Annotated in this window: 19 protein-coding genes; 17 read left to right on the forward strand and 2 right to left on the reverse strand. The window is 45.7% G+C overall.

The genetic code is table 11. The features are described 5' to 3' along the window. The first annotated feature begins 166 nt into the window (after nt 1-166). The 4 genes from MHI12_RS13065 to MHI12_RS13080 all read left to right on the forward strand — a co-directional run bounded on the left by MHI12_RS13065 (nt 167) and on the right by MHI12_RS13080 (nt 4,182). Entirely contained in the window at nt 167-2,002 is a 1,836-nt protein-coding gene (locus MHI12_RS13065) for a UbiD family decarboxylase (protein ID WP_405172597.1), read from the forward strand. Nucleotides 2,003-2,285: 283 nt separating this feature from the next. Next, on the forward strand, nt 2,286-3,371 hold the full coding sequence (locus tag MHI12_RS13070) for an HD-GYP domain-containing protein (RefSeq protein ID WP_047842713.1): 1,086 nt from the start codon (nt 2,286-2,288) through the stop codon (nt 3,369-3,371). A gap of 161 nt (nt 3,372-3,532) precedes the next feature. Further along, nucleotides 3,533-3,988 carry an SRPBCC family protein gene (locus tag MHI12_RS13075; protein WP_405172598.1) on the forward strand — a complete coding sequence of 152 codons (456 nt, stop codon included), beginning with the start codon at nt 3,533-3,535 and terminating at the stop codon, nt 3,986-3,988. 32 nt (nt 3,989-4,020) lie between these two features. Then, the gene (locus MHI12_RS13080; protein ID WP_155985038.1) at nt 4,021-4,182 is read left to right on the forward strand and encodes a hypothetical protein; all 162 of its coding nucleotides are present in this window, start codon (nt 4,021-4,023) and stop codon (nt 4,180-4,182) included. Nucleotide 4,183: 1 nt separating this feature from the next. On the opposite strand, the gene MHI12_RS13085 is transcribed toward MHI12_RS13080, so the two are convergent. Next, on the reverse strand, nt 4,184-5,404 hold the full coding sequence (locus MHI12_RS13085; protein WP_405172599.1) for an MFS transporter: 1,221 nt from the start codon (nt 5,402-5,404) through the stop codon (nt 4,184-4,186). Nucleotides 5,405-5,643: 239 nt separating this feature from the next. Between MHI12_RS13085 and MHI12_RS13090 the strand changes: the two genes are divergently transcribed. Both MHI12_RS13090 and MHI12_RS13095 read left to right on the forward strand, forming a co-directional pair. After that, the gene (locus tag MHI12_RS13090) at nt 5,644-6,225 is read left to right on the forward strand and encodes a TetR/AcrR family transcriptional regulator (protein WP_405144272.1); all 582 of its coding nucleotides are present in this window, start codon (nt 5,644-5,646) and stop codon (nt 6,223-6,225) included. 80 nt (nt 6,226-6,305) lie between these two features. Continuing rightward, entirely contained in the window at nt 6,306-7,274 is a 969-nt protein-coding gene (locus MHI12_RS13095; protein WP_405172600.1) for a D-2-hydroxyacid dehydrogenase family protein, read from the forward strand. A 177-nt stretch (nt 7,275-7,451) separates the two neighbouring features. Here MHI12_RS13095 and MHI12_RS13100 read toward each other — a convergent pair whose 3' ends face one another. Further along, the gene (locus tag MHI12_RS13100; RefSeq protein ID WP_405172601.1) at nt 7,452-8,489 is read right to left on the reverse strand and encodes a LacI family DNA-binding transcriptional regulator; all 1,038 of its coding nucleotides are present in this window, start codon (nt 8,487-8,489) and stop codon (nt 7,452-7,454) included. Nucleotides 8,490-8,875: 386 nt separating this feature from the next. Here MHI12_RS13100 and MHI12_RS13105 point away from each other — a divergent pair, with 386 nt between their 5' ends. From MHI12_RS13105 to MHI12_RS13155, 11 genes are all read left to right on the forward strand, one after another. Next, nucleotides 8,876-9,925, forward strand: a complete 1,050-nt coding sequence (locus MHI12_RS13105) for a 2,3-butanediol dehydrogenase (protein ID WP_076249528.1) — start codon at nt 8,876-8,878, stop codon at nt 9,923-9,925. Between the two features lie 181 nt (nt 9,926-10,106). Then, nucleotides 10,107-11,420 carry a hypothetical protein gene (locus tag MHI12_RS13110; RefSeq protein ID WP_036608608.1) on the forward strand — a complete coding sequence of 438 codons (1,314 nt, stop codon included), beginning with the start codon at nt 10,107-10,109 and terminating at the stop codon, nt 11,418-11,420. A 332-nt stretch (nt 11,421-11,752) separates the two neighbouring features. Beyond that, nucleotides 11,753-12,856 carry an NADH:flavin oxidoreductase gene (locus MHI12_RS13115; RefSeq protein ID WP_341007160.1) on the forward strand — a complete coding sequence of 368 codons (1,104 nt, stop codon included), beginning with the start codon at nt 11,753-11,755 and terminating at the stop codon, nt 12,854-12,856. Between the two features lie 397 nt (nt 12,857-13,253). After that, nucleotides 13,254-14,582, forward strand: a complete 1,329-nt coding sequence (nagZ, locus tag MHI12_RS13120; RefSeq protein WP_405172602.1) for a beta-N-acetylhexosaminidase — start codon at nt 13,254-13,256, stop codon at nt 14,580-14,582. 41 nt (nt 14,583-14,623) lie between these two features. Then, complete coding sequence (locus MHI12_RS13125) at nt 14,624-15,328, forward strand: response regulator transcription factor (protein WP_091031246.1); 705 nt, start codon at nt 14,624-14,626, stop codon at nt 15,326-15,328. Then, nucleotides 15,325-16,308 carry a sensor histidine kinase gene (locus tag MHI12_RS13130; protein WP_405172603.1) on the forward strand — a complete coding sequence of 328 codons (984 nt, stop codon included), beginning with the start codon at nt 15,325-15,327 and terminating at the stop codon, nt 16,306-16,308. The genes MHI12_RS13125 and MHI12_RS13130 overlap by 4 nt, the downstream gene beginning before the upstream one ends. Nucleotides 16,309-16,626: 318 nt before the next feature. Then, nucleotides 16,627-17,397: an ABC transporter ATP-binding protein gene (locus MHI12_RS13135; protein WP_405172604.1), complete on the forward strand. Its 771-nt coding sequence runs from the start codon at nt 16,627-16,629 to the stop codon at nt 17,395-17,397. After that, nucleotides 17,372-19,330, forward strand: a complete 1,959-nt coding sequence (locus MHI12_RS13140; RefSeq protein WP_405172605.1) for an ABC transporter permease — start codon at nt 17,372-17,374, stop codon at nt 19,328-19,330. The genes MHI12_RS13135 and MHI12_RS13140 overlap by 26 nt, the downstream gene beginning before the upstream one ends. A gap of 173 nt (nt 19,331-19,503) precedes the next feature. Further along, nucleotides 19,504-20,949: a 4-hydroxyphenylacetate 3-hydroxylase family protein gene (locus tag MHI12_RS13145; RefSeq protein WP_405172606.1), complete on the forward strand. Its 1,446-nt coding sequence runs from the start codon at nt 19,504-19,506 to the stop codon at nt 20,947-20,949. Nucleotides 20,950-21,183: 234 nt separating this feature from the next. Beyond that, the gene (locus tag MHI12_RS13150) at nt 21,184-21,891 is read left to right on the forward strand and encodes a response regulator transcription factor (RefSeq protein WP_405172607.1); all 708 of its coding nucleotides are present in this window, start codon (nt 21,184-21,186) and stop codon (nt 21,889-21,891) included. Next, complete coding sequence (locus tag MHI12_RS13155; RefSeq protein ID WP_405172608.1) at nt 21,869-23,326, forward strand: sensor histidine kinase; 1,458 nt, start codon at nt 21,869-21,871, stop codon at nt 23,324-23,326. The genes MHI12_RS13150 and MHI12_RS13155 overlap by 23 nt, the downstream gene beginning before the upstream one ends. Nucleotides 23,327-23,340 lie beyond the last annotated feature (14 nt).

Here is a 23,340-nt window from a genome sequence, read left to right on the forward strand (position 1 = left end):
GTTCAGGATTCAGATTGCTGCCATATTGCTTTTTTTGATATCCCTATTCGCGACAAAATTTCACATATAGTTTTGTTTAGCAGTGGATCATTTGATAAAATAGAAGAGACGTTATGTGAATCTATGAACTTAATTAATTTAATCATACAGAGAATGGAGCCATCCAATGAAATATCGCAATATGGAAGATTGTATTAACGATCTGGAGCAGCATGGTCATTTGATTCGGGTCAAAGAAGAGGTTGATCCTCATCTGGAGATGGCAGCGATCCACATGAAAGTGCACGAGGCTAAAGGCCCGGCGTTGTTATTCGAAAATGTAAAAGGCTCAAAGTTCCAGGCCGTATCGAATCTGTTCGGCACGGTGGAACGAAGCAAGTTTATGTTCCGCGGTACGCTGGAAGGCGTACAACGGGTCATGGCAGTTCGTGACGATCCCATGAAGGCGCTTAAGACGCCATTTCAGCATGTCCGTACAGGTCTTGCTGCATGGCAGGCGCTGCCAAAACAGAAATCTATAAGCCTACCCGTGTCGGCGCAAGAGATTCAAATCTCGGACTTACCACTCATCAAACATTGGCCTATGGACGGTGGGGCATTTGTGACGCTGCCACAGGTTTATTCGGAAGATCCGGACAAACCAGGAATCATGAATTCAAACTTGGGGATGTACCGGGTTCAACTGGATGGCAATGATTTTGAAATGAACAAGGAAATTGGGTTACACTATCAGATTCATCGCGGAATTGGTATACATCAAGCCAAAGCTGTCAAAAAGGGAGAACCACTGAAAGTGAGTATTTTCATTGGGGGTCCACCTGCACATACACTTTCAGCGGTTATGCCTTTGCCTGAAGGACTAAGTGAGATGACATTTGCCGGTTTACTCGCTGGACGTCGCTTCCGGTACAGTTACAAGGACGGATATTGCATTAGCAATGATGCTGATTTTGTCATCACGGGTGATATCTACCCAGGCGAGACAAAACCCGAAGGTCCGTTCGGTGATCATCTGGGTTATTACAGTCTGACCCATGAATTTCCGTTAATGCGTGTGCATAAAGTCTATGCCAAACCGAATGCTATCTGGCCGTTTACGGTTGTTGGTCGACCTCCGCAAGAGGATACCGCGTTTGGTGATTTGATTCATGAGATTACAGGAGACGCGATTAAACAGGAGATTCCAGGTGTCAAAGAAGTGCATGCGGTCGATGCTGCAGGGGTCCATCCATTGCTGTTCGCCATTGGTAGTGAACGTTACACGCCGTATCAGGCGGTGAAGCAGCCGACAGAGTTGCTTACGATTGCCAATCGTATTTTGGGTACGGGTCAGCTCAGTCTGGCGAAGTATCTCTTCATTACCGCAGAGGATCAGCAGCCTTTGGACACCCATAAGGAAGTTGAATTCCTGACCTATATCTTGGAGCGCATGGATATGCAGCGGGATATTCATTTCCATACCCATACGACCATTGATACATTGGATTACTCGGGTACAGGGCTGAACAGCGGTAGCAAAGTTGTTTTTGCAGCCTATGGCGACAAGATTCGGGATCTGTGCACGGAAGTTCCGGAGTCTTTGAAAAACATTCGTGGTTATGAGAATCCACAGTTCATCATGCCGGGTATCGTTTCGATCCAGACATCGGCCTTCACGAGTTATACGGATACAGCACAGGAGATGCAAGCATTCACATCTCTATTGAAAGAACAGGGAGGTCTGGACTCGTGTCCGATGATCATTCTATGTGACGACAGTTCGTTCCTGAGTGCTAACCTCAGCAACTTCTTATGGGCAACCTTTACTCGCAGCAACCCTTCACATGACATGTACGGGGTTAATAGCGGATATGACCACAAGCATTGGGGCTGTGATCAGGTGATTATTGATGCACGTACCAAACCCCATCAGGCACCGCCGCTGATTCCCGATGCTTCGGTCGAGAAGAGCATTGAACGATTTTTTGTTAAAGGTGCTAGTCTGGGTTCGATCAAAATCTAATTTGAGATGTCTTGAAGAAGTTCAAACGGAGCGTTTGAACTTCTTTGGCTTACTCTGATACGGCAATGAGGCACAAAAGTGTGTAAAAGTTTAAAACCGGGACTAATTTGGATGTTGGAGTGAGGATAAAGTCTTAGGCGTTCGTATTTACCATTGTGATTAAGGTCGTTTGAACTATGTATGAAATGAAGAATTATAACGATATAAAGAAGTATAGGTATTTTTGTGGCCCCGTTCCGTTGGGTGCTGTTACTATAATGAATTGTTCAGGGGGAATACCGATTTGAGAATCCATATTATGAACCTGCAAGACGGAGACCGTCTAACTGCGGATACATTCAGCGATGCAGGATTACACGTTCTCGGGAAGGGAACTGTGATCAAAGGTGAGGATATCACCTTGCTTATGCAGCACCGTGTAGATTATGTAGATATTGAATCACGCGAAGAGGAAATCACTGAAGCAGAATTTTTTGCAGCAGCCGCAAAGCATGCTTCGGGGATAACTACGAAGGAAGAACCGCCTGAAGAAGAGCTGAAGTCCCAATTTATTCAGACTGTACATAATTATCAAAATGCTTTTCTCGAAGCTCTGACCGTTGGCAAGTTCAACGCCACCATGGTGGATGATGCACTGCAACCGATGGTTGAGGGACTGGATGAGCAGAAAGATGTCGTTCATCTCCTGATGATGCTGGAGCGGGATGACGTCAATAACTATACACATTCAATCCAGGTAGGATTGTTGTCCTTCTACCTTGCGAATTGGCTTGGATATTCTCAGAAGGAGAGTTATCAGATTAGTCGCGGTGGTTATCTGCATGACATTGGAAAGTGCAAAGTATCCCACCGGATTCGGAACAAAACAGAACCGTTGACGGCTGATGAGCAGCTTGAAATGCAGCGTCACACCATATATGGCCATGAAATTATCAAAAATTCGATGACGGATGAAGCGACAGCACTGGTTGCTCTGCAGCATCACGAGCGGGAAGATGGGTCGGGTTATCCGATGCAACTTGAGAAAAGTGAAATTCATCCATATACACAGATTGTATCTGTAGCGGATATCTATATAGGCATGAGATCCGGGAACCACGGAGGAAGCAATCCAAATCTGATCAACAACCTTAGAGATATCTATGGAATGGGATTTGGTAAATTGAATGAAAAACCGGTTCAGGCATTGATGCAACATTTGCTTCCAAATTTCATCGGGAAACAGGTACTGCTCAGCAATGGAGAAAAAGGTGTTATTGTCATGAACAATACGTCTGATATTTTCAAACCACTCATCAAAGTGGAGTCTGAAGAATATCGCGATCTCTCCAAAGAGCGTACGCTTGCCATTGATGAATTGCTTATTTAATCTAAATATGATCTGTATTCCTTACTTATATTGAGAACGGGCCTCCTGTACTAAGACAGGGGACCCGTTTTTTGTTATATCATCCTAGATGTGTTGTTCGACCAAGGAAGCAAGCGTATACTTTGCAAAGACCTTATTTTTCCTGCCAAGGAGCGATCGCCATGATTGAAGTGACAACCGAGATTACGATACATGCCTCGATTGAACGATGCTTTGACTATGCCCGGGATATTGATGTACATACTCAGACCGTCTGGCAACATACGCGAGAGCGAGCAGTTGCAGGAGTAACCACAGGAAGAATTGGAGCAGGGGATACCGTTACATTTCAGGCTACTCATTTTGGGGTCAGACAGAAGCTGAAGTCCCGAATTGTACAGTTTGAACGACCGTTCCTCTTTGTGGATCAGATGGAGAAAGGGGCTTTCAAGAGCATACGACATGAACACCATTTCAGCGTAATTGGGGATCAGATGACTTGCATGAGAGACACACTTCGATTCGAAGCTCCACTTGGATTGCTGGGATGGGCAACGGAGCGACTTGTGCTGAAGAGATACATGCAGGCATTTCTAGAGGATCGTAATCGTAAGCTCAAAGATATGCTTGAGCAGTAGCCAGAATTGAAGGGATAGAGGAGAGAAGACGTTTGATGGATAATGAATATTTTGTAGGTTGGGGCACACTTGCCTTGATTAATGCCGGACTGGCTCAGGGAAAAAACAGAAGTGGTCGGAACTGGTTTCTGATTTCCCTGTTATTTGGTCCGTTGGCAACTCTCTTTATTGTGGTGTGGAATAAACTGGACTAATTCAACGATCGAGATTCCGATGCATATAACGATCGATCATCCAGAACACAAGGGCTGCTGCACTAACGCCAGCACCTAACCAGCAAACAGCTGTCCAGCCCGCCCATGCATACACTTGGGTAGAAACGATGGAGCCGGTTGCACTGCCGATGGAATAAAAGATCATATAGGCTGCCGTCAGGCGGCTCTGCGCTTCGGGGCGAACTTCGTAGATCAGGCTCTGGTTGGTAACATGTACGGCCTGCACGGCGAGATCGAGCAGGATAACACCCAGGATCAGGAACCACAGGGAGTGATGGACATAACCGATGGGCAGCCAGGACAAGAGCAGAATGACAAGGGCGACACCGGTTGTTTTCTGCCCAAGGCCCCGATCGGCGAGTTTACCTGCACGGGCAGCAGCCAGTGCTCCAGCCGCTCCTGCAAGACCAAATGCACCTATGACTGTATGAGACAGGGACAGTGGAGGGCTACTTAGTGGCAGAACCATGGAAGTCCATAAGATGCTGAAGGCTGTAAAAATCAGCATGGCCAGCACACCTCGTACTCGTAACACACGCAACTCACGGTACAGTTGCAAGACGGAACCGAGTAATTGGAAGTAGCTTTGTTTTACTTGTGTGGATTGTTGCCTTGGGAGAACAAAAAATAAGGCGACAATTCCGAGTAATGTAAGGCTGGCCGAGAAGAGATATACCGATCTCCACCCGAACCAATCGTTCAGCGTACCTGCAACCGTTCGTGCAAGTAAAATGCCAATGACGATTCCGCTGGTTACCTGCCCGACAATGCGACCACGTTCGGAAGGGGCCGCCAAGTGTGCAGCAAAGGCAACGAGCGTTTGCGTAATGACGGCTAATAAACCTACGACAGCCATGCCCGCGAATAAAAGTGAGCTGGATTGTGCGGTTCCTACGAGAACCAGTGCAAGCACGGATAAGAGCATTTGAATGATGATCAGCTTGCGGCGATTTAAGAGGTCACCAAGCGGAACAAGAAGGAACAGCCCCAAGGCATAACATATTTGAGTCACTGTGATGACAATCCCTATGGATGATGGCGAGAGGCTGAATTCTTGAGCGATGGAGTCCAGCAAAGGCTGAGCATAATAGATATTGGCGACCGCAAGTCCGCTGCACACGGCAAAAAGAAGAGCAACTAACCGTGACATGGCAGGACGATCCTTATTGGATAATTGTGCATCTGGAGAAGAAGTTTGCATAAATGGATGTCACCTTTCTATTATGTACTGATCGGTATATTATGTTTCGGGATAACCATACTTTATTTGCGTAAATTCTGTCAACAGAGAATTGGGTGAGATTTTCAATTTGGTTAAAAAGGCTTTATGGAGGAGTTTACTTAATTTTAATAATTTTAAATGAGTGATCTTTGACTTATCCATTGTTATGAGGTTAAAATATATAAACATACTGATCGATACATAAAGAGGTGAATTGTATGGTTAGACAACGGGAATTTGATACGGATAAAGCACTCGATGCAGCGATGCATACGTTTTGGGACAAAGGGTTCGAAGCGGCATCTTTAAATGACTTGACGACCGCAATGGGCATACAACGTCCCAGTCTGTACGCGGCTTTTGGCGATAAAAAGGAATTATTTGAAACAGCACTTCGCAGGTATACCACTCAGCATGCGGCCCAAGTCAGAGCCAGACTTCAACAGGGCTCCTCCGTGCGGGAAGCCTTTCGTGGATTGTTTGAACATATTGGAGCAGAGGGGAGTGTGACCGAGCCTAGTCACGGCTGTTTTTGCATTAATACGATGGTTGAGCTGGCTCCACGTGATCCCAAATTCGCTGTCCTTACACGGGAGCATCAGATGTACCTGGGTGTTCTTTTCAAAGAAACGATAGAACGAGGGCAACAGAACGGGGAGTTGTCTACTGACATGAACGCGAGTGCGGTCGCACAGTCTCTGGTTGTATCCATGATTGGACTGACCGTACTGATGAAATCAGGACCGGACCGCTTGTTTGTAGAGCAGAGCATCCAGGTTACGCTGTCTTTGCTGCAGTAATAGGTATTTATTCTGTTTAAAGTGATGCGGAGTTGCTACAATATGTTTAAGAATTGAGCAGGTATAGGAGGAGATCAGAAATGAATACGAAGTTGCGCTGTGCCGTTTTGGATGACTATCAGAACGTTGCGCTGACGTCGGCGGATTGGGGTCCGTTGATGGATCAGGTGGAGATTCAGACATTCAACAACTATATGGGCTCGGAAGAAAAAGTCATTCAGGAATTGCAGGATTTTGATATTGTGGTCCTGATGCGGGAACGTACACCGTTTCCAGAGAAGGTCATTTCGCAGCTCCCTAAGCTAAAACTTCTGATTACAAGTGGTATGCGCAACGCGTCGATAGATCTCAAGGCTGCAGAGAAGAACGGCATCATTGTGTGTGGAACCGAGGGAAGCTCTAATCCGCCGACGGAGCTTACATGGGCACTGATTCTGGGGCTGTCCAGACAACTGGTTACGGAAAATAATGCACTTCGCTCCAATCGAAACTGGCAGAGCACTGTAGGGTTGGATCTGCATGGGAGAACACTTGGATTGCTTGGTTTGGGCAAGATAGGTACTCGTATGGCTGAGATTGCACGAGCATTCGGTATGAATGTGATGGCCTGGAGCGAGAATCTGACACAAGAGAAAGCCGAAAAACATGGTGTGATCTGGGCCGAGACCAAGGAGCAACTGCTTGCACAGAGCGACATCGTATCCATTCATCTGGTGTTAAGTGATCGTACGCGGAATCTGATCGGACAAGCCGAATTTCAACTAATGAAATCGAGTGCGCTATTAATAAATACGTCGCGAGCGGGCATTGTAGATCAGGAAGCTATGGTGGAGGCATTGCAGCGTGGTGTGATTGCTGGTGCAGGTCTGGATGTATATGAGCAGGAACCGCTACCAGTTAACCATGTAATGCGAACATTGCCCAACGTTCTGGCCACACCGCATCTGGGTTATGTGACTCGTGGCAATTATGAGATCTATTATAATCATACCGTAGAGAATATAGCGATGTTCCTGAAGGGAACACCGATCAGGCAACTGCTTTCTTAGAATGAACGTATGCGGAGTATGACTCTGCTATAGTTATATATAATCAACGACAAATAAGGTGCTGCCAGGAAAGAGTTAGACCTGAGCAACACCTTTTTAGTATATCTGTGTAGAAAACAAATGAAGGGACGGATGTAAAATACATCCTATCCTGGTGACCCATCCCCCTCACCAAATTTAACGGCGTGGCCCTCGCTGGGAAGAATGAATCATGGCTACGCTTGATTCACGAACGATTAAGCGTGGTTCAAATTGGATGTGTTCGTAATCGGTAGTGCTCATCTCCCGAATTCGTTTTAACAACAGCTCGGTAGCAAGTCTGGCGACTTCTTCGCCCATTATGGACACGGAACTAATCTGAGGAGACGTGACGGTTGTCCATTGATTGTTATCGACACCCACAACTGCCACATCTTCAGGTACACGAACCCCTAACTCCTTGAACCGATTAACCAATCCGATGGCAACCATATCATTAATGGCATAGACAGCATCTGGCATATGCGTAAGTCCATAGAAATAATCTGCAGCATTGGCACCTGTATTCAATGAAAAGTCCTCACCAAAGTATACGAGAGAAATGTCTACGTGACCTACGGCTTGCTCATACGCACGAAAGCGTTCTTCAATAATGTCCTTTGGTGCTCCTGCATAAGCGATTCGAGTCCGGCCAATTTTGAACAGATGTTCCATCACCAGTTTGCCTTCAGGTTGAGACAGAGAGACGATATCTGCCTTCATGCCCGGTTCCAGTTTTTTACCGTAATTAATCATGGAGATAGGGAGCGGCGCTTTATCAATCAGTCCGGGTAACGTTTTGGGGTACGCCAGAGGCATGAAGATCAGTCCGTCCACATGCAATTTTTTGACATTACGAATGGTTTCCAGCTCGGTTCTGGCATTGCCTGCCGTATTGATCTGCACGACATGGTACCCATGCTGCTTCGCCGTTTGCTCTACAGACCAGGAGATTTCCGGAATGATGGCGTTACGAATGTCGGGTACCACGAGCGCGATCTGGTGCGTTTGCCGGATTTTCAGACTCTGTGCCGAGGTGTTGGGTACAAACCCCAGTTCTTCAATGGCCTGCATCACTTTATCCCGTGTTTTACTGCTGATGCCTTCTGAATTGTTGATGGCCCGGGATACGGTAGCGATGCCGACGCCGGCACGCTCTGCAACGTCCTTGATCGTAAGTTTCTGTTCTTTCCTCAATGTACGCTTACCTCACTTTATCGGAAACGATTCCGAATTATTAGGAATATGTATGAACTTCACGATAGTTATATAACTTGATTATAACATTTGAACAATGAAGTATCCCGTGAAAGGACCAGATTTATGGCGAGGCCTGATTTAATTTCAATGGGACTACAATAATATTTGCCATAATATATGTTAATAACAAGGATTACATCGTTTGAAATACCGCTAAGATCACTTGAATTAAAGTATAAGCATTCTAAAGTGAACTCGATATGATCATGAAATAGACATATTAATGGAGAAATATGTTTGACAGCGTATCTAAAATGTGACATATTTAATTTACGGAAACGTTTCCGATTATATCACAAATTATGATCTGGGAGATGAAATGAATGAAAGCATTACGTTGGCATGGAGTCAAAGATTTACGTCTCGAAAATATTAATGAACCTCACCCTGAAGAAGGAAAGGTCAAAATAAAAGTGGAATGGTGCGGTATCTGCGGCAGTGATTTGCACGAGTACACAGCAGGTCCAATCTTCATTCCCGCTCAAGCACCGCATCCGCTAACAGGGGAACAAGCGCCTATAGTTATGGGGCATGAATTTTCAGGACAGGTGGTTGAAGTAGGGGAAGGTGTTACGCGTTTCAAGGCAGGCGATCGTGTTGTGGTAGAACCCATCTATGCATGTGGACACTGCGAAGCTTGTAAACAGGGCAGATACAATCTTTGCGATCAGATGGGTTTCCTTGGACTCGCTGGAGGCGGAGGAGGATTCTCTGAGTATGTAACTGCTGCAGAAAACATGGTACATGCCATTCCGGATTCAATCTCGTATGAGCAAGGTGCGTTGGTTGAACCTTCAGCTGTAGCACTTCACGCTGTGCGCCAGAGCAAACTGAAAGTGGGAGATACGGCAGCTGTGTTTGGCGCAGGCCCAATCGGACTACTGGTCATCGAAGCGCTTAAAGCTTCGGGAGCGTCGGATATTTATGTGGTGGAGTTATCGGATGAACGGAAAGCAAAAGCAGAAGAGCTTGGTGCCATTGTGATTGATCCAATGCAGTTTAATGTAGTGGAAGAGATCCATCAACGTACACAAGGCGGCGTTAACGTAGCCTATGAAGTAACCGGTGTTCCACGTGTTCTGCAACAAGCCATCGATTCAACACGTATTGGTGGAGAGTTGATGATCGTCAGTATTTTTGAACAGGAAGCGCCGATTCACCCGAACTCGATTGTCATGAAAGAACGTACAGTTAATGGCATTATTGGATATCGCGATGTGTTCCCGGCGGTTATCAGTCTGATGGATAAAGGTTTCTTCCCGGCTGACAAGCTGGTGACCAAACGAATCTCGTTGGATGAAGTAGTAGAGCATGGATTTGAAGCACTGTTGAAAGAGAAAAATCAGGTTAAGATTTTGGTAAAAGCTGAATAGAAATCACAGACAGTAAGAACAAGTAGACAGCACATCAACAGATGTGATTGTCTACTTTTTTTGTATAAATAGGGCGGAATTTGTTGCATGTGCGGGTGGTTTTACATAGTATAAAAAGATACAAATTGTATCATCTTGGTGTGAAGGTAATGATGATGAAAAAATGAAGGAGGAAGCGGACATGCAGAGACATACAAAATGGACAGCCGTAATTTTGACCATTGTCGCAGGAATGAGCTGGATGCTTATGGGGAACTCCAAGCCGAAAAACACCACGTCAACGAGTCAACCCCCTGCGACGGAACGTGGCCTTGCCAAGGTGTCAAATGCACCGATCAGTTCAGCCGATGTAACATCGAAGATCGAACTGCTAGGCAGACCTTTTACCAAAACACCATATGCTAATAACGTCTGGGACATGCAACTGTACAACGGCAAAATATATTTGGGCCACGGAAATAGCAGCAATCTGGGCGTAGCTCCAAATTCAGGTCCTATTCCAGTCATTTATTATGATACAGCGAATGCAAAATTCAAGACCCAGTCGGTGACTAACAGCAATCCGAGCATTTTGCCATCAACGAAGATGTATGTGGATGAGGAACAGATTGATATCTACCGAGTACTAAACGACAAGTTATATATTCCTGGCAATGATTCCGATAGTGAACAGTGGGAGCTGGGTAACTTCTATCGTCTGGATGGAGAGGTGTGGACCAAATATCGCAATCTACCGCTGGGTGTACACGTATACGATTTGGCATCTTATCAAGGCAAGATGTTTGCCGCGCTGGGTACAGAGTCCAAACCAACCATTCTAATCTCTCATAATGAAGGTGAAACTTGGCAAAAATATGCGACCATTAATACGTTTGGTTTCCGGGCTTATACCATGTTCCATCTTAATGGCAAGTTATATGCATCTGGCATGATGTATCCTGCCAATAAAATATGGAATGACAAAACTAATATTCTGGAGATTAATGAAAAACTTGAGAAACGAGATGTTGTCATCTATGGTAACAAAATGCTGCCTGGACTAACCTATCAAACGGGCACGATTCCTTATAATAAAATAGGCAAAAATGTTAACTTCAATAACAAGTTGCTCTATATAGCAGGTGGCGTGTTTAATGATGGGCAGCTGCTGCCCAAATCTTTGAATGTCATGACCGACATCAATCAGGCAAGGCGAGTTAATCTCCCGGATGCCAAGGCGCTCCCAACCGATGTGCTGTTGCGTGATGGCAAGGTGTATGTGCTTACGTACACTCGCCAAAGTGCCAATCTGTATATCAATCGGGTCTACCAATCAACGGATCTGACCACATGGAATGAGATTTTACGTTTTAACCAGGACACCTATGCCAAGTCTTTCGAAGAGAACGAGGGTGACTTCTACTTTGGTCTGGGTACTGATCCGGATGTGTTATCAAATTCATCAGGGAAATTGCTTCGAGTGAACCGCAGCGATATCCCCGTGAATGCTAATTAAATTGGAAGGAAGATTATGGATTATATACTATGCTACATCCACATTATTGGTGACCGGGAAAATACTTTAAGATGTAGTAGAGTGCATGTCAGACTGCTTCGGTAGTGTGATCCAACAGAGGCTGCCGTAAGGTAGCTTTCTTTTTTTTCTATAAGAGTAGTTTGAACGCCCAACTTCGAAAATTTGAAAATAAAATTAAGAAACTATAAAATGGATAGAGAAATAATCCTAAACCAGTCAACTGGATTACACGTGTTACAATATACGAAAGCATGTCGCATTTCATGTGGATGCGGAGTTCCACACTTCCAATTGCAAAGGAGCAATGTACTATGAACGTACCTTCAGCATTATTCAAACCTTTCACCTCGGACAAGCTAACATTGTCTAATCGAATCGTTATGGCACCCATGACTCGCGGATTCTCACCAGAGGGCGTACCTGGACCAGAAGTTGCTGAATACTATCGTCGCAGAGCAGCAGGTGGAGTGGGGCTCATCATAACGGAAGGTACAGGCATTAATCATCCATCTTCGGTTAGTGGAGCGAGTATTCCATTATTCCATGGTGAAGATTCGTTGCAAGGATGGGCTAATGTAGTGAAAGCAGTACATGAAGCGGGTGGCAAAATCATGCCACAATTGTGGCATGTGGGTACAGCACGTCGTTCCGGTGACTTGCCTAACGCAGAAGCTGAACCTGTAAGTCCGTCAGGGGTAAGCATGGCAGGTGAACCATCACGTGAACCATTAACGGAAGAGGAGATTCAAGGTCTTGTACAGGCATTTGCCCAAGCGGCAGCGGATGCACAGCGAATCGGGTTTGACGGCATTGAACTGCACGGAGCCCATGGATACCTGATTGACCAATTCTTCTGGGAGCAGACGAATCGACGGACCGACAATTATGGTGGTGATTTGGTACGGCGAACCCAATTTGCGGTTGAAGTGATTGAAGCTTGTCGTGCGGCGGTTGGTCCTGATTTCCCAATTGTGCTCCGGTTCTCCCAATGGAAGATGGGGAATTATGAGGCACGTCTGGTGGAGACGCCAGAACAATTGGAGCAATTCCTGGCACCACTCAGTGCTGCAGGCGTGGATATATTCCATTGCTCTACACGCCGGTTCTGGTTGCCTGAATTTGAAGGTTCCGAGCTAAATCTTGCGGGTTGGACTAAAAAAATAACAGGCAAACCAGCTATTTCAGTTGGATCGGTAGGTCTTGAAGCTGAATTTGTAGACAGAGCAACCGAGAACCAGGGAACAGGGGATGCCCATCTGGACTTATTAAATGAGAAGTTGGAGAACAATGAATTTGACTTGATCGCCTTGGGTCGTGTTCTGCTTAGTGATCCCGAATGGCCTGCCAAAGTTCGTGAAGGTCACATATCCGAAATCATTCCATTTACAACGGAAGTGTTGCAAACACTCCATTAATAAAAGCCTAAGAACGTTTGGTGAAAGGTGAACGAACGCTGAACGGCAAAGATTTACAACGAAAAGTAAACAAAAACGAACAAATAGGCCGCCTTTGGGCGGCTTTTTGATCTGCCTATACTAATAATTTCAACATATGAAAAATTCACAATAGAAAATCATTTCCTGCACCGTTGCTCCTTTTTATTCTCCACATACATCGCACACGCGCCTAGTCACAACACCATTAAGTTCCACATCTCAGGTTCCAGTGCAACCCCTTTTTTTACCGCTTAAGTGTCTAAACAACGATTCAATCTTCAGTACGACTTATTTTGAAAATCCACCACCTTATGATAAGGTTAGGCCTGAACCCAAGGGTTGCCAAGATGACATTACATAAGGAGGGTGAATATCCTTGCACAACTATAGGTACAACTCGAACAATAAATGGAGAAAACCACTGCATATGATGTGTCTTCTGTTGGGGATCGTTCTGCTTTTATCGGCATGTGGCCAAGCACAGAAACCTTCCTCCGCAACGGACTCGAATATCGGCTCGAACGCTGGCTCCCACTCAGGGCAATCTTCCTCATCGCCGGAGCAAAATACCGTTCCGCCTAAGGAAGAAGTGCAAGAGGAAACTGATCCAGTTCAAGAGCAGCTCAGTTCATTAACGTTAGAAGAGAAAATTGGACAGATGATACTGGCCGGTGTTCAAGGGACAACGTTGGATGATCAAGCCAAACAGATGATTACGAATCAAAAGGTAGGGGGCATTATTTTCTATGCCAACAATGTATCAACACTCGAGGGAACAGCCAAGTTTGTGAAGTCCATCAAGGAAGCGAATCAGTCCAACCCGGTACCGATCTTCATGAGTGTGGATCAGGAGGGTGGCAAAGTCAGTCGTATGCCGGAGACGGTGGAATCCATTCCTTCCAGTAGAAAAGTAGGCGAGACGAAAGACAGCGCGCTTGCTGAAACGATGGGCGAATTGTTGGCGAGACAGGTTCAGCTTGCGGGTTTTAATGTGGACTTTGCTCCTGTGCTGGATGTGAATAGTAACCCGAGGAACCCGGTGATTGGAGATCGTTCATTCGGCAGCTCGGCAGAACTGGTGTCACGTATGGGGATTGCAGAGATGAAGGGATTACGTAGTGAAGGCATTATTCCGGTAGTGAAACATTTTCCGGGTCATGGTGATACGTCCGTAGACTCCCATCTCGATCTCCCAGTCGTGAATAAAACGGAAAAACAACTGGCCGAGCTTGAATGGATTCCGTTCCAGGCCGCAGTGAAGGAGCAGGTAGAGGCGGTCATGGTTGCACACATTTTGTTCCCGAAGCTGGACCCGGATCATCCGGCTTCCTTATCGGATGTCATTATAGGTGAACATTTGCGCGGGAAGTTCAAGTATGATGGTGTGGTCATCACAGATGACCTGAGTATGGGTGCAATCGCGAAGAACTACAAGTTGGACCAGGCAGCCCTGGCAACGGTTAAAGCAGGAAGTGACATTCTGTTGGTAGCTCACAGTTATGAGAGTGCCAAGACGATTTTTGATACGCTAATAAGTGCAGTGAAGTCAGGCAAAATCACCGAGTCCCGAATTGATGAAAGTGTATATCGTATCCTGGCATTGAAGCAACAATACAAGTTATCGGATGATCAGAAAGCTTCTGGAGACCTGAAGCAATTGAATGCAGATATTGTGGATTGGCGTAAGCAAATCGATGCTAGATAATAAATCCTGTGTTATGATTTTGCCAGAGGTGAGATCCAATAATGTATACCATTATGATAATAGAGGACGATCCCAAGATTGCGGGATTATTGAAATCACATATTGAACGCTACGGGGATCGGGCCGTACTGGTCGAGGATTTTGAGATGATTGTGCAACAGTTTGAGCAGGTACAGCCACATGTGGTCCTTCTGGATATCAACTTGCCCAGTTACGATGGTTTCTATTGGTGCCGCCAGATTCGTACGCTGTCGACATGCCCCATTTTGTTTATCTCCGCACGGAGTGGGAAGATGGATCAGGTCATGGCACTGGAGAACGGGGCGGATGATTATATTACGAAGCCATTTGAGCATGAGATTGTTATAGCAAAAATTCGAAGTCAGCTGCGCCGGGTATATGGGGACTATGCTGCACGTGACGAAGAACGCAAGGTGGAACTGGACGGTTTGGTCGTGTACTTGGAAAGACTGGAGATTCAGCTTGGTGATCGCAAAGTGCAGCTGACGAAGAAGGAAACGATCTTGCTGGAAACGTTACTGCGCCGCAGTCCAAAGCTTGTGAGCAGAGAGACAATCTTGGAGAAGCTGTGGGATGACTCTTTTGTGGATGACAATACACTCAGCGTTAACGTTACTCGGGTGCGTAAGCGATTAGCCGAGCTTGGTATTACGGATGCACTGGAAACGGTCAGAGGTTCGGGTTACCGATTGAACAATAACTGGAAAGCTTCTTCTCCATCATGAGATTGTTTATAAGAGAACATCTCGCTTTAACTTGCTGGGTTGTTGCCATCTTGTTCACCGTTGTTGCAGTGTTCTGGTATGACGGTTACAACGATTGGGTCACGGCTGCTTATGCCGTAGCGCTGGGATTGTTTTTATACATCGGATATTTGGTGTATCGTTATTATTCACATCGCTCCTTTTATGCCCGAATGTCACGGTCGATGGATTCGCTGAAGGAATTTGTACCATTGAACGAAACAAGTCCATTATCACTGGCGCTGGAGAAGTTGTTGGATTCACAATACGGCCAGTATCACGCACATCTGCATCGGCTGGAACAACGGCAGCAAGAATATCTGACGTTCATGAACCAGTGGGTACATCAGATGAAGACACCATTATCCGTCATCGAGTTGACCGTGGAAGGTCAGGAAGATGACGATCCTCGGCTCGTAAGCATTCGAGAGGAAGCAGACCAGATGAGACGGGGATTGGAAACTGTGCTGTATGTGGCCCGGTTGGATACCTTCGAGCAGGATTTCAGTGTGGAACCCGTGATACTGAAGACCGCTGGGGAAGAAGCGATCCATGAACTCAAGCGATTCTTTATTCGCAATCACGTCTATCCAGAGATGCATATCAATTCTGCGCTGGTTGTGCAATCCGATGCCAAGTGGATTCGGTTTGTATTGGTACAGTTACTGTCGAACGCAATAAAGTACTCCGCGGGCAGCGGGCAAAAGATCTATGTGCGTGCATATGAAGCAGAACGCTCCATCATGCTGGAAGTCGAGGATCAAGGCATCGGGATTCCGAAGTCTGATCTGAACCGGGTATTCCAACCTTTCTTCACCGGGGAGAACGGGCGGCATTTCAAAGAGTCCACAGGCATGGGGCTGTATATTGCCAAAGAAGTGTTAACGCGGATGAATCATCGGATTGATCTTGAATCCGTGTACGGCGAAGGAACGACTGTCCGAATTACATTCAACTCCTGAAGTGACAGGTTGAAGATAAGATGGGACGTGAGGTCTGTATTTTTGTTGAAAAAGTGTGAGTGGAGTATGAATTACAATGTAAGTGTACGGTGTAAGTATAGACGTCTATTGCCTGATCGAGGCGAAGGCGTCTTTTTGATTTTCATGATGCAACCTTACAACATTGTCATGTTGATGAAAGGTTAAACCATAGGAGAATGGCCGAAACTTCGATAGACTGTAGTCATAAGAGTACAGGAAAGGCCACGCACAATACACATGCACATAGCATGAATGTAACTTGATTTTGAATTCATATATCACTAAGGAGTTGTAACCATGGAGATTTGTTCTGTGAAACAGATCAGTAAAATCTACAAAGGCATCGTATCTTATGAAGCGTTATCAGGTATTGACCTCAGTATTCAGGAAGGTGAGTTTGTTGGCATCATGGGACCATCGGGTAGTGGCAAAACAACGCTGCTGAACATGATCTCAACCATTGATCACCCAACATCAGGCGAACTGCGGATTACAGGGAAGAATCCGTTTGAATTGAATCAGGACGAACTTGCACTGTTCCGGCGCAAAGAGCTTGGTTTCGTTTTTCAATCGTTCAATCTGTTAAATACTCTGACAGTTAAGGAAAACATTGTGCTGCCACTGACTCTTGACGGTGTTTCGCTAGCAGAGATGAACACTCGTGTTGAACAGCTGGCAAGCAAGCTGGGGATCGAGGGTATTCTGAACAAACGGACATATGAGATATCAGGAGGACAGGCACAGCGTACGGCCATTGCCAGAGCGCTTATCCATTCCCCGAAGCTGATTCTGGCCGATGAGCCAACAGGCAACCTGGATTCGAAGGCGGCAAGAGATGTCATGGAGATTCTCGAAACTCGCAATCAGGAGGATCAGGCTACGATGCTGCTGGTCACTCATGATGCAGTAGCTGCAAGTTATTGTAGTCGGGTTGTCTTTATCAAGGATGGCAAACTGTATAATGAAATTCACTACGGCGATAATCGCGCAGCCTTTTACCAGAAGATTATTAATGTATTATCCCTAATGGGAGGGTCAGGACATGAATTTTCGCCAGTTCGCCATTAATAACGTTGTTCGCAACAAACGAATTTATCTGGCTCATTTTCTGAGCAGTACATTTTCCGTTATGATCTTTTTTACTTACGCATTGCTTCTGTTCCATCCTGATTTGAAAGCGGGGTTAAAGGGATCAAGTGGGACGGTAACGTTGCTTGCAAATCAGGGGTTTGTGATTGCAGAGATCATTATATTCATCTTTTCATTCCTGTTCCTGCTCTACTCCGTTGGTTCATTTCTGAAGACGCGCAAGAAGGAATTTGGTATTTTCCTGATCATAGGCATGACACGTAAGCAGATGAACAGACTTCTGTTTATGGAGAACATGTGTATCGGATTAGCTTCCATCATTACCGGGATTGGACTCGGAATTATTTTCGGCAAATTGATTCTGCTGATCTGTGGCTCCATGCTGGCTGTTGAGAACAGTCTTCGATTCTATTTTCCGCTAAAAAGCATTGCCCTGACGGCAGGTGCATTTCTGCTGCTGTTTGTTGTGATCGCGATGTCCTCATCCTTGCTCATTCGCAAAGGGACTCTCATTGACCTTGTGAAATCAGAGGAAAAACCGAAACCGGAACCCAAAGCCTCACGTCTACTCGCCTTGTTATCCGTATTGTTGATTGGTGGGGGTTATGCAGGAGTATTCACTTTTGTATGGATAAGCTTCTCCTTTCCGTTATTACTCGCAAGTGTCGTGGTTGTTATTGCAGGTACGTACTTTCTGTTCACGCAGCTCAGTGTATACATCATTCGGGCACTGAAAAGAAATCCAAGGTTGTTTTTCCGTAAAACCAATCTGCTCTTCCTATCTGAACTTACCTATCGAATGAAAGATAACGCCATCATGTTTTTCATGGTAAGTATCATCTCGGCTTCTTCATTTACGGGAATTGGCACCATGCTTGCTATTGCTGACCCGGGGTTGTCGTCCATGTCGAATCCGTACGCATTCAGTTATATGAATAACTGGTATACTCCAAACTCCGAGCGACATATTCGGCAGATTGAAGAAACGTTGATTGATAATCAAGTTCCCTACGTGAAGGGCAGTTATGCTCCTATAGGTGAAAATAATAATGGGAATATTATCAAACTGAGTGATTATAACCGTCTTGCGAAGGCACTGGGGTATGAAGAACGTACGTTGAAACAAATCGATGAGTCATTTATGACACCAAGCAATTTGGCGATGCGCAAGGAGTACCGTGAACAGGTTGAAAAAGGAGCCTCGGGAGGAAAGATCAATCTGGAGGTTGATAATCAGCACATACCTGTCCAGCTATCGACACCTGGTACCGATATTGTGATTCCTTTTCAATATGAAATTTATCTCTACGTCGTAACCGACGAATTGTTTAATAAGATGAGACCTGCGTACAACGAGGAAGTTGGCATGCCTGAAGGTTTCTATTCGAGTCGAACGATACAATTTATCGTGAAAGATTGGATGGGTACACGCAGCTTTGCTCCTGAATTGATCAAATCCATTCAAGATGATCATTCCGAAAAAGGTTATTACGAGGTCAGCGCGCTTGTGGTGGATTGGCTTAATTCCAAGCAGACCAATGGCATCATTCTAATTTTGAGCGGCCTGATCGGCATTGTTTTCTTCACCTTTGCAGCAAGTTTCACGTATTTCAGACTTTACGCAGATCTAGAACGGGATGAAGCGCAGTATCGCATGATTGGCAAAATGGGACTGAGTCGTTCCGAACTCCGTAAGATCGTAACAAGGCAGCTATTGCTTATGTTCTTCCTGCCGATTCTGGTGGCGGTCATCCACAGTTCGGTTGCCTTTGTGGCGTTGCAGCAACTGGTTGATTTCTCGGTCTTTGGATACAGCCTGCGCATCTTCTTGGTGTTTGCTTCCATGCAGATTTTGTATTTTGCACTCGTTCGCTGGCGGTATCTGCGTCACATGTATTCCAAATTAGTATAAAATAGCATGGCCCAACAGACACCGGACTCTTCGCTCGGTGTCTGTTGACTTTTCTATCTCTGGCACAGTACTATTTTGTTAGATACAGAATGTATCATTACATAGTTTCTCAAGCAGTTAGAAGGATGGAGTTACAGAAATGTCAGGCCGGTGCCTGAGAGGGAGGACATATCATGAGTATCACGATGTCTCGTGGACAAGCTTACATTCAGCGTCTGAATGATGAGCGGAATGTATGGCTGGACGGAGAGCGTATCCAGGTAACTGGGCATCAGGCCTTTCAGGGAACACTTCAAACCATAGAAGGATTGTTCAATCTGGTGGATGACCCGGAGACAAGGGAAACCGTGGCCTATTGGGACGAACAGACGGGAAGTTACGTGCATCGCTCCTTTCTAGTGCCTCGTTCACTTCCTGATGTAAACAGCAGGGCGGATGCTTTTCGGCTATGGGCCGATCGGACGTATGGGGTTATGAGCCGTTTGTCTGATTATGCCCGATCCAGGCTGACAGGTTGGTACGCAACACGACATGAGATGACAGCGCATGACCCGGCATTTGCAGGTAAAATATCCGCATATTTTGAACAAGCCAAGCGAAAAGATGCATTCCTAACAATTGTCCAGCGTGACCCGCAGATTAATCGTTCCTTGCCTGTTGGAGAAGATGAGGATGCCATGCTGCGAATTGTCAAAAGTAATGCGGAGGGCGTTGTGATCCGCGGGGCCAAAATGGTGGCAACAGCAGCGCCTTATGCCGATGATATCATTGCTTATCCCGTTCAACGAATTCCAGGCCACCTGCCAGAGCTGGCCCATATGGTAATTGTAGCCGCGGACAGCCCGGGCTTGCACATGATGTGTCGTGAATCTTTTGCCACAAAAGATACAGATAAATCACATCCACTCAGTGCGCAGTATGATGAGATGGATGCTGTATTATTTTTTGACGATGTATTTGTGCCCTGGGAACGTGTATTACTGCACAATAACCCTGAAGCCGTATGGCAGATTCGCTGCAATACAGCTTCGGCCAGTCTGGCCTACCATCAGAGTGTCATTCGTTTACACTCGAAACTGGAGTTTATTACAGCCGTGACCTCATCCATTGCCAAGGAGATTGGGGTGGACTCTTTCCTGAATGTGCAGGAACAACTTGGAGAGCTGATCAGTCAGATGCAGACTATCGAGGGACTGATTATTGCTGCTGAAGCACAGTCCAAACCAGACACATTTGGCAACTGGTTGCCGGAATTCAAATATATTGAAACCGCACGTAATCTGGGCAATCGCTATTATCCCCGCGCGGTGGAGATTTTGAAGACCATTGCTGCGGGTGGTCTGATTCAGATTCCTTCAGGTACGTTTGAAATAAATGAAATGATGGGTTCTATGGTAGGCAAATATCTTGGTGGAGTAACGATGCAAGCCCCGGAGAAGATTCGTCTCTTTCAACTCGCATGGGAGCTGACTGGAAGTCCACTCGGAGCAAGGCATGATCTATATGAACGTTTCTACGCGGGTGATCCCGTGCGCAATCGGGCGAACCAATATGTGCAGTATGACAAGGAACGTTTATTGGGAAAAGTTGAACCGTGGCTTCGTTCGCTGAAGGATTGATCTGATAATCTAATACAAATGGTCCGAATGAAGATTGAAAAGCCTGAATGGAGAATGAAAAGCTTGAATGTAGGCTGAAAACAGCCCTATTTTAGTTAATGCCTTGGCCTGAGCCAGGGCTCTATTTCTATTTATTTAGATTATCTTTAGAAATGATTTAGGTTGAATTAAGAGACGTAGTATATAGTAATAATGTAGAGATAGGCATAGAGTATAGGAAATGAGAGGAATAACATGAGATACACCGTATTAATTGCAGATGACGAACCAGAGATTGTTGAACTGCTTCAACTCTATCTGGAGAAGGACTATACCATTAAAACAGCGGTGAATGGAGCCGAGGCGCTACAAACCATACGTTCAACACAGATCGATCTGGTCATACTGGACATTATGATGCCTGTAATGGATGGATTGCAGTTGATCAAACAGATCAGAGCCACATATCACATGCCTGTACTGTTCCTGTCCGCCAAAAGTCAGGATCACGATAAAATCCTTGGACTCGGACTTGGGGCAGACGATTATATAGCGAAGCCGTTCAACCCGCTTGAGATTGTCGCCAGAGTAGAGGCGTTGCTCAGAAGAGTCAATCAATTTGATGCAGCGGAGATCCCCAAAGCGAAAGAACAGAATCTGGTATTAGGTGAGCTGACGCTGGATCGATCCCAATGTATCCTTTTTCGTTCAGGAAATCCTGTAACATTGACCTCTACAGAGTATAAAATTATGGAATTGTTGCTTGATCAACCTGGCCGAGTGTTCACCCGTAAAAAAATATACGAAGCAGTCTGGGGCGATTATTATGCGCACGAGGACAGCACGATTATGGTACATATCAGCAATATTCGGGAGAAGATCGAGCGTGACTCCAGACAACCGGAATATCTCAAAACGATAAGGGGACTGGGATACAAAATTGAAGCGCCCATGGAAAGCTAGAGAAAAGCGACTGTTACAGACATCTCTGACACTGGACTTCTTGCTGTTCAACTTCTTTTTGCTATTACTGGTATTGATTGTGTACCTTATGGTTTCACTGGATGTCGTGGATTTTCGCATTTCGGATCAGGTGGTTGATCCGGATCTGAATGTTGAAGCCCACGTATATGTGGCAGAGCTGGATAACGAATTTTATTCCGGTGGAGGTTCGGTGTCGAAAAGCAAAGACACAGAGATTCAACGTCTCAAGGACAGCGGTGGCTGGATTGAGATTCTGGATGCGAATCGCAATGTCATTCGTCATGTGGGAGACAAGCAAGATTCGTTCACCCATTACAGTGAAGCTGATCTGTATGCTGGACTGGAGAACCGAAGCGACCAGCCGTACTATTACTCCATCACTCCATTTTCGACAGAAGGAGCGGCAACGTATGTGTTGCTGAAGATCCCGCGTGATCTGGTCAGTGTGCGAATTAACGATAATCAGTTGATTACCAATCTGAAACATCCATTATCCTTTTACATTATGATTGGCATCGGTTTGGTTTTATTGTTGATCTTTGTCTATAGCTATTGGGTCGCACGGAGAATCAAAAAACCACTCAGTATCCTCTCCTCGGGTCTTACGCAGATGATACAAGGAAATTATAGTACACGGATGTCTATCTCGGCCGAGAGGGAATTTGTCCAGATTGGTGAGACCTTTAACTACATGGCGGATGTCATTGAGAACACCTCTGCGGAGAAACGTTACGCCGAAGAGAGCAAACAGCGACTGATTGTAGATTTATCACATGATCTGAAGACACCGATAACATCTATACAGGGATATGCGCAGGCATTGGTGGAAGGACGTGGGGAGGACAAGGACAGGCAGCAAAGATACCTGGGATACATCTATAACAAGTCCGTTCAAGTTGCACGCATGATACAGAATATGCTGGAGCTGCTCAAGGTGGATTCGCCCGATTTTCGCATGCATATTCAGAGAAGAGAGATTGGAGAATTCGTGCGCGAGATTATGGCAGATACGTATGGGGAGATTGAACAGAAACAGTTTGTCCTTCATGTACTTGTTCCTGATGAGGTGATCTACGCGAGGTATGATCCGGAGCTGTTATCCAGAGTCATTCAGAATCTGATCACCAATGCTCTGTCTTATAATCCACTCGGGACAGAACTGCGCGTCGAACTCATTCCGCTTCATACCCATGTGGTGATAGAGGTGGCAGATAACGGAGTGGGCATACCTCAAGAACTATGGTCAACGATCTTTGACCCGTTTGTACGAGGGGATGAGGCGCGGACAGCGACCGGAGGCACCGGACTTGGTTTGTCCATCGCACGACGTAATACGGAGAAAATGGGTGGACGGCTGATCCTTTCCCGGCGTGGGCGAGAGACCACCGTGTTTACCATTGAGATTCCAAATTAAATAAGAGAAGAAAT

The organism is Paenibacillus sp. FSL H8-0280, from assembly GCF_045040665.1.
GTDB classification, from domain to species: Bacteria; Bacillota; Bacilli; order Paenibacillales; family Paenibacillaceae; genus Paenibacillus; species Paenibacillus xylanexedens_A.

Excerpts from the sequence above, each read along its gene's own strand:
- MHI12_RS13065 (WP_405172597.1), top strand. The coding sequence starts at position 167 with ATGAAATATCGCAATATGGAAGATTGTATTAACGATCTGGAGCAGCAT.
- MHI12_RS13075 (WP_405172598.1), top strand. The coding sequence starts at position 3,533 with ATGATTGAAGTGACAACCGAGATTACGATACATGCCTCGATTGAACGA.
- MHI12_RS13085 (WP_405172599.1), bottom strand. The coding sequence starts at position 5,404 with ATGCAAACTTCTTCTCCAGATGCACAATTATCCAATAAGGATCGTCCT.
- MHI12_RS13090 (WP_405144272.1), top strand. The coding sequence starts at position 5,644 with ATGGTTAGACAACGGGAATTTGATACGGATAAAGCACTCGATGCAGCG.
- MHI12_RS13095 (WP_405172600.1), top strand. The coding sequence starts at position 6,306 with ATGAATACGAAGTTGCGCTGTGCCGTTTTGGATGACTATCAGAACGTT.
- MHI12_RS13105 (WP_076249528.1), top strand. The coding sequence starts at position 8,876 with ATGAAAGCATTACGTTGGCATGGAGTCAAAGATTTACGTCTCGAAAAT.
- MHI12_RS13110 (WP_036608608.1), top strand. The coding sequence starts at position 10,107 with ATGCAGAGACATACAAAATGGACAGCCGTAATTTTGACCATTGTCGCA.
- MHI12_RS13115 (WP_341007160.1), top strand. The coding sequence starts at position 11,753 with ATGAACGTACCTTCAGCATTATTCAAACCTTTCACCTCGGACAAGCTA.
- MHI12_RS13125 (WP_091031246.1), top strand. The coding sequence starts at position 14,624 with ATGTATACCATTATGATAATAGAGGACGATCCCAAGATTGCGGGATTA.
- MHI12_RS13130 (WP_405172603.1), top strand. The coding sequence starts at position 15,325 with ATGAGATTGTTTATAAGAGAACATCTCGCTTTAACTTGCTGGGTTGTT.
- MHI12_RS13135 (WP_405172604.1), top strand. The coding sequence starts at position 16,627 with ATGGAGATTTGTTCTGTGAAACAGATCAGTAAAATCTACAAAGGCATC.
- MHI12_RS13140 (WP_405172605.1), top strand. The coding sequence starts at position 17,372 with ATGAATTTTCGCCAGTTCGCCATTAATAACGTTGTTCGCAACAAACGA.
- MHI12_RS13145 (WP_405172606.1), top strand. The coding sequence starts at position 19,504 with ATGAGTATCACGATGTCTCGTGGACAAGCTTACATTCAGCGTCTGAAT.
- MHI12_RS13150 (WP_405172607.1), top strand. The coding sequence starts at position 21,184 with ATGAGATACACCGTATTAATTGCAGATGACGAACCAGAGATTGTTGAA.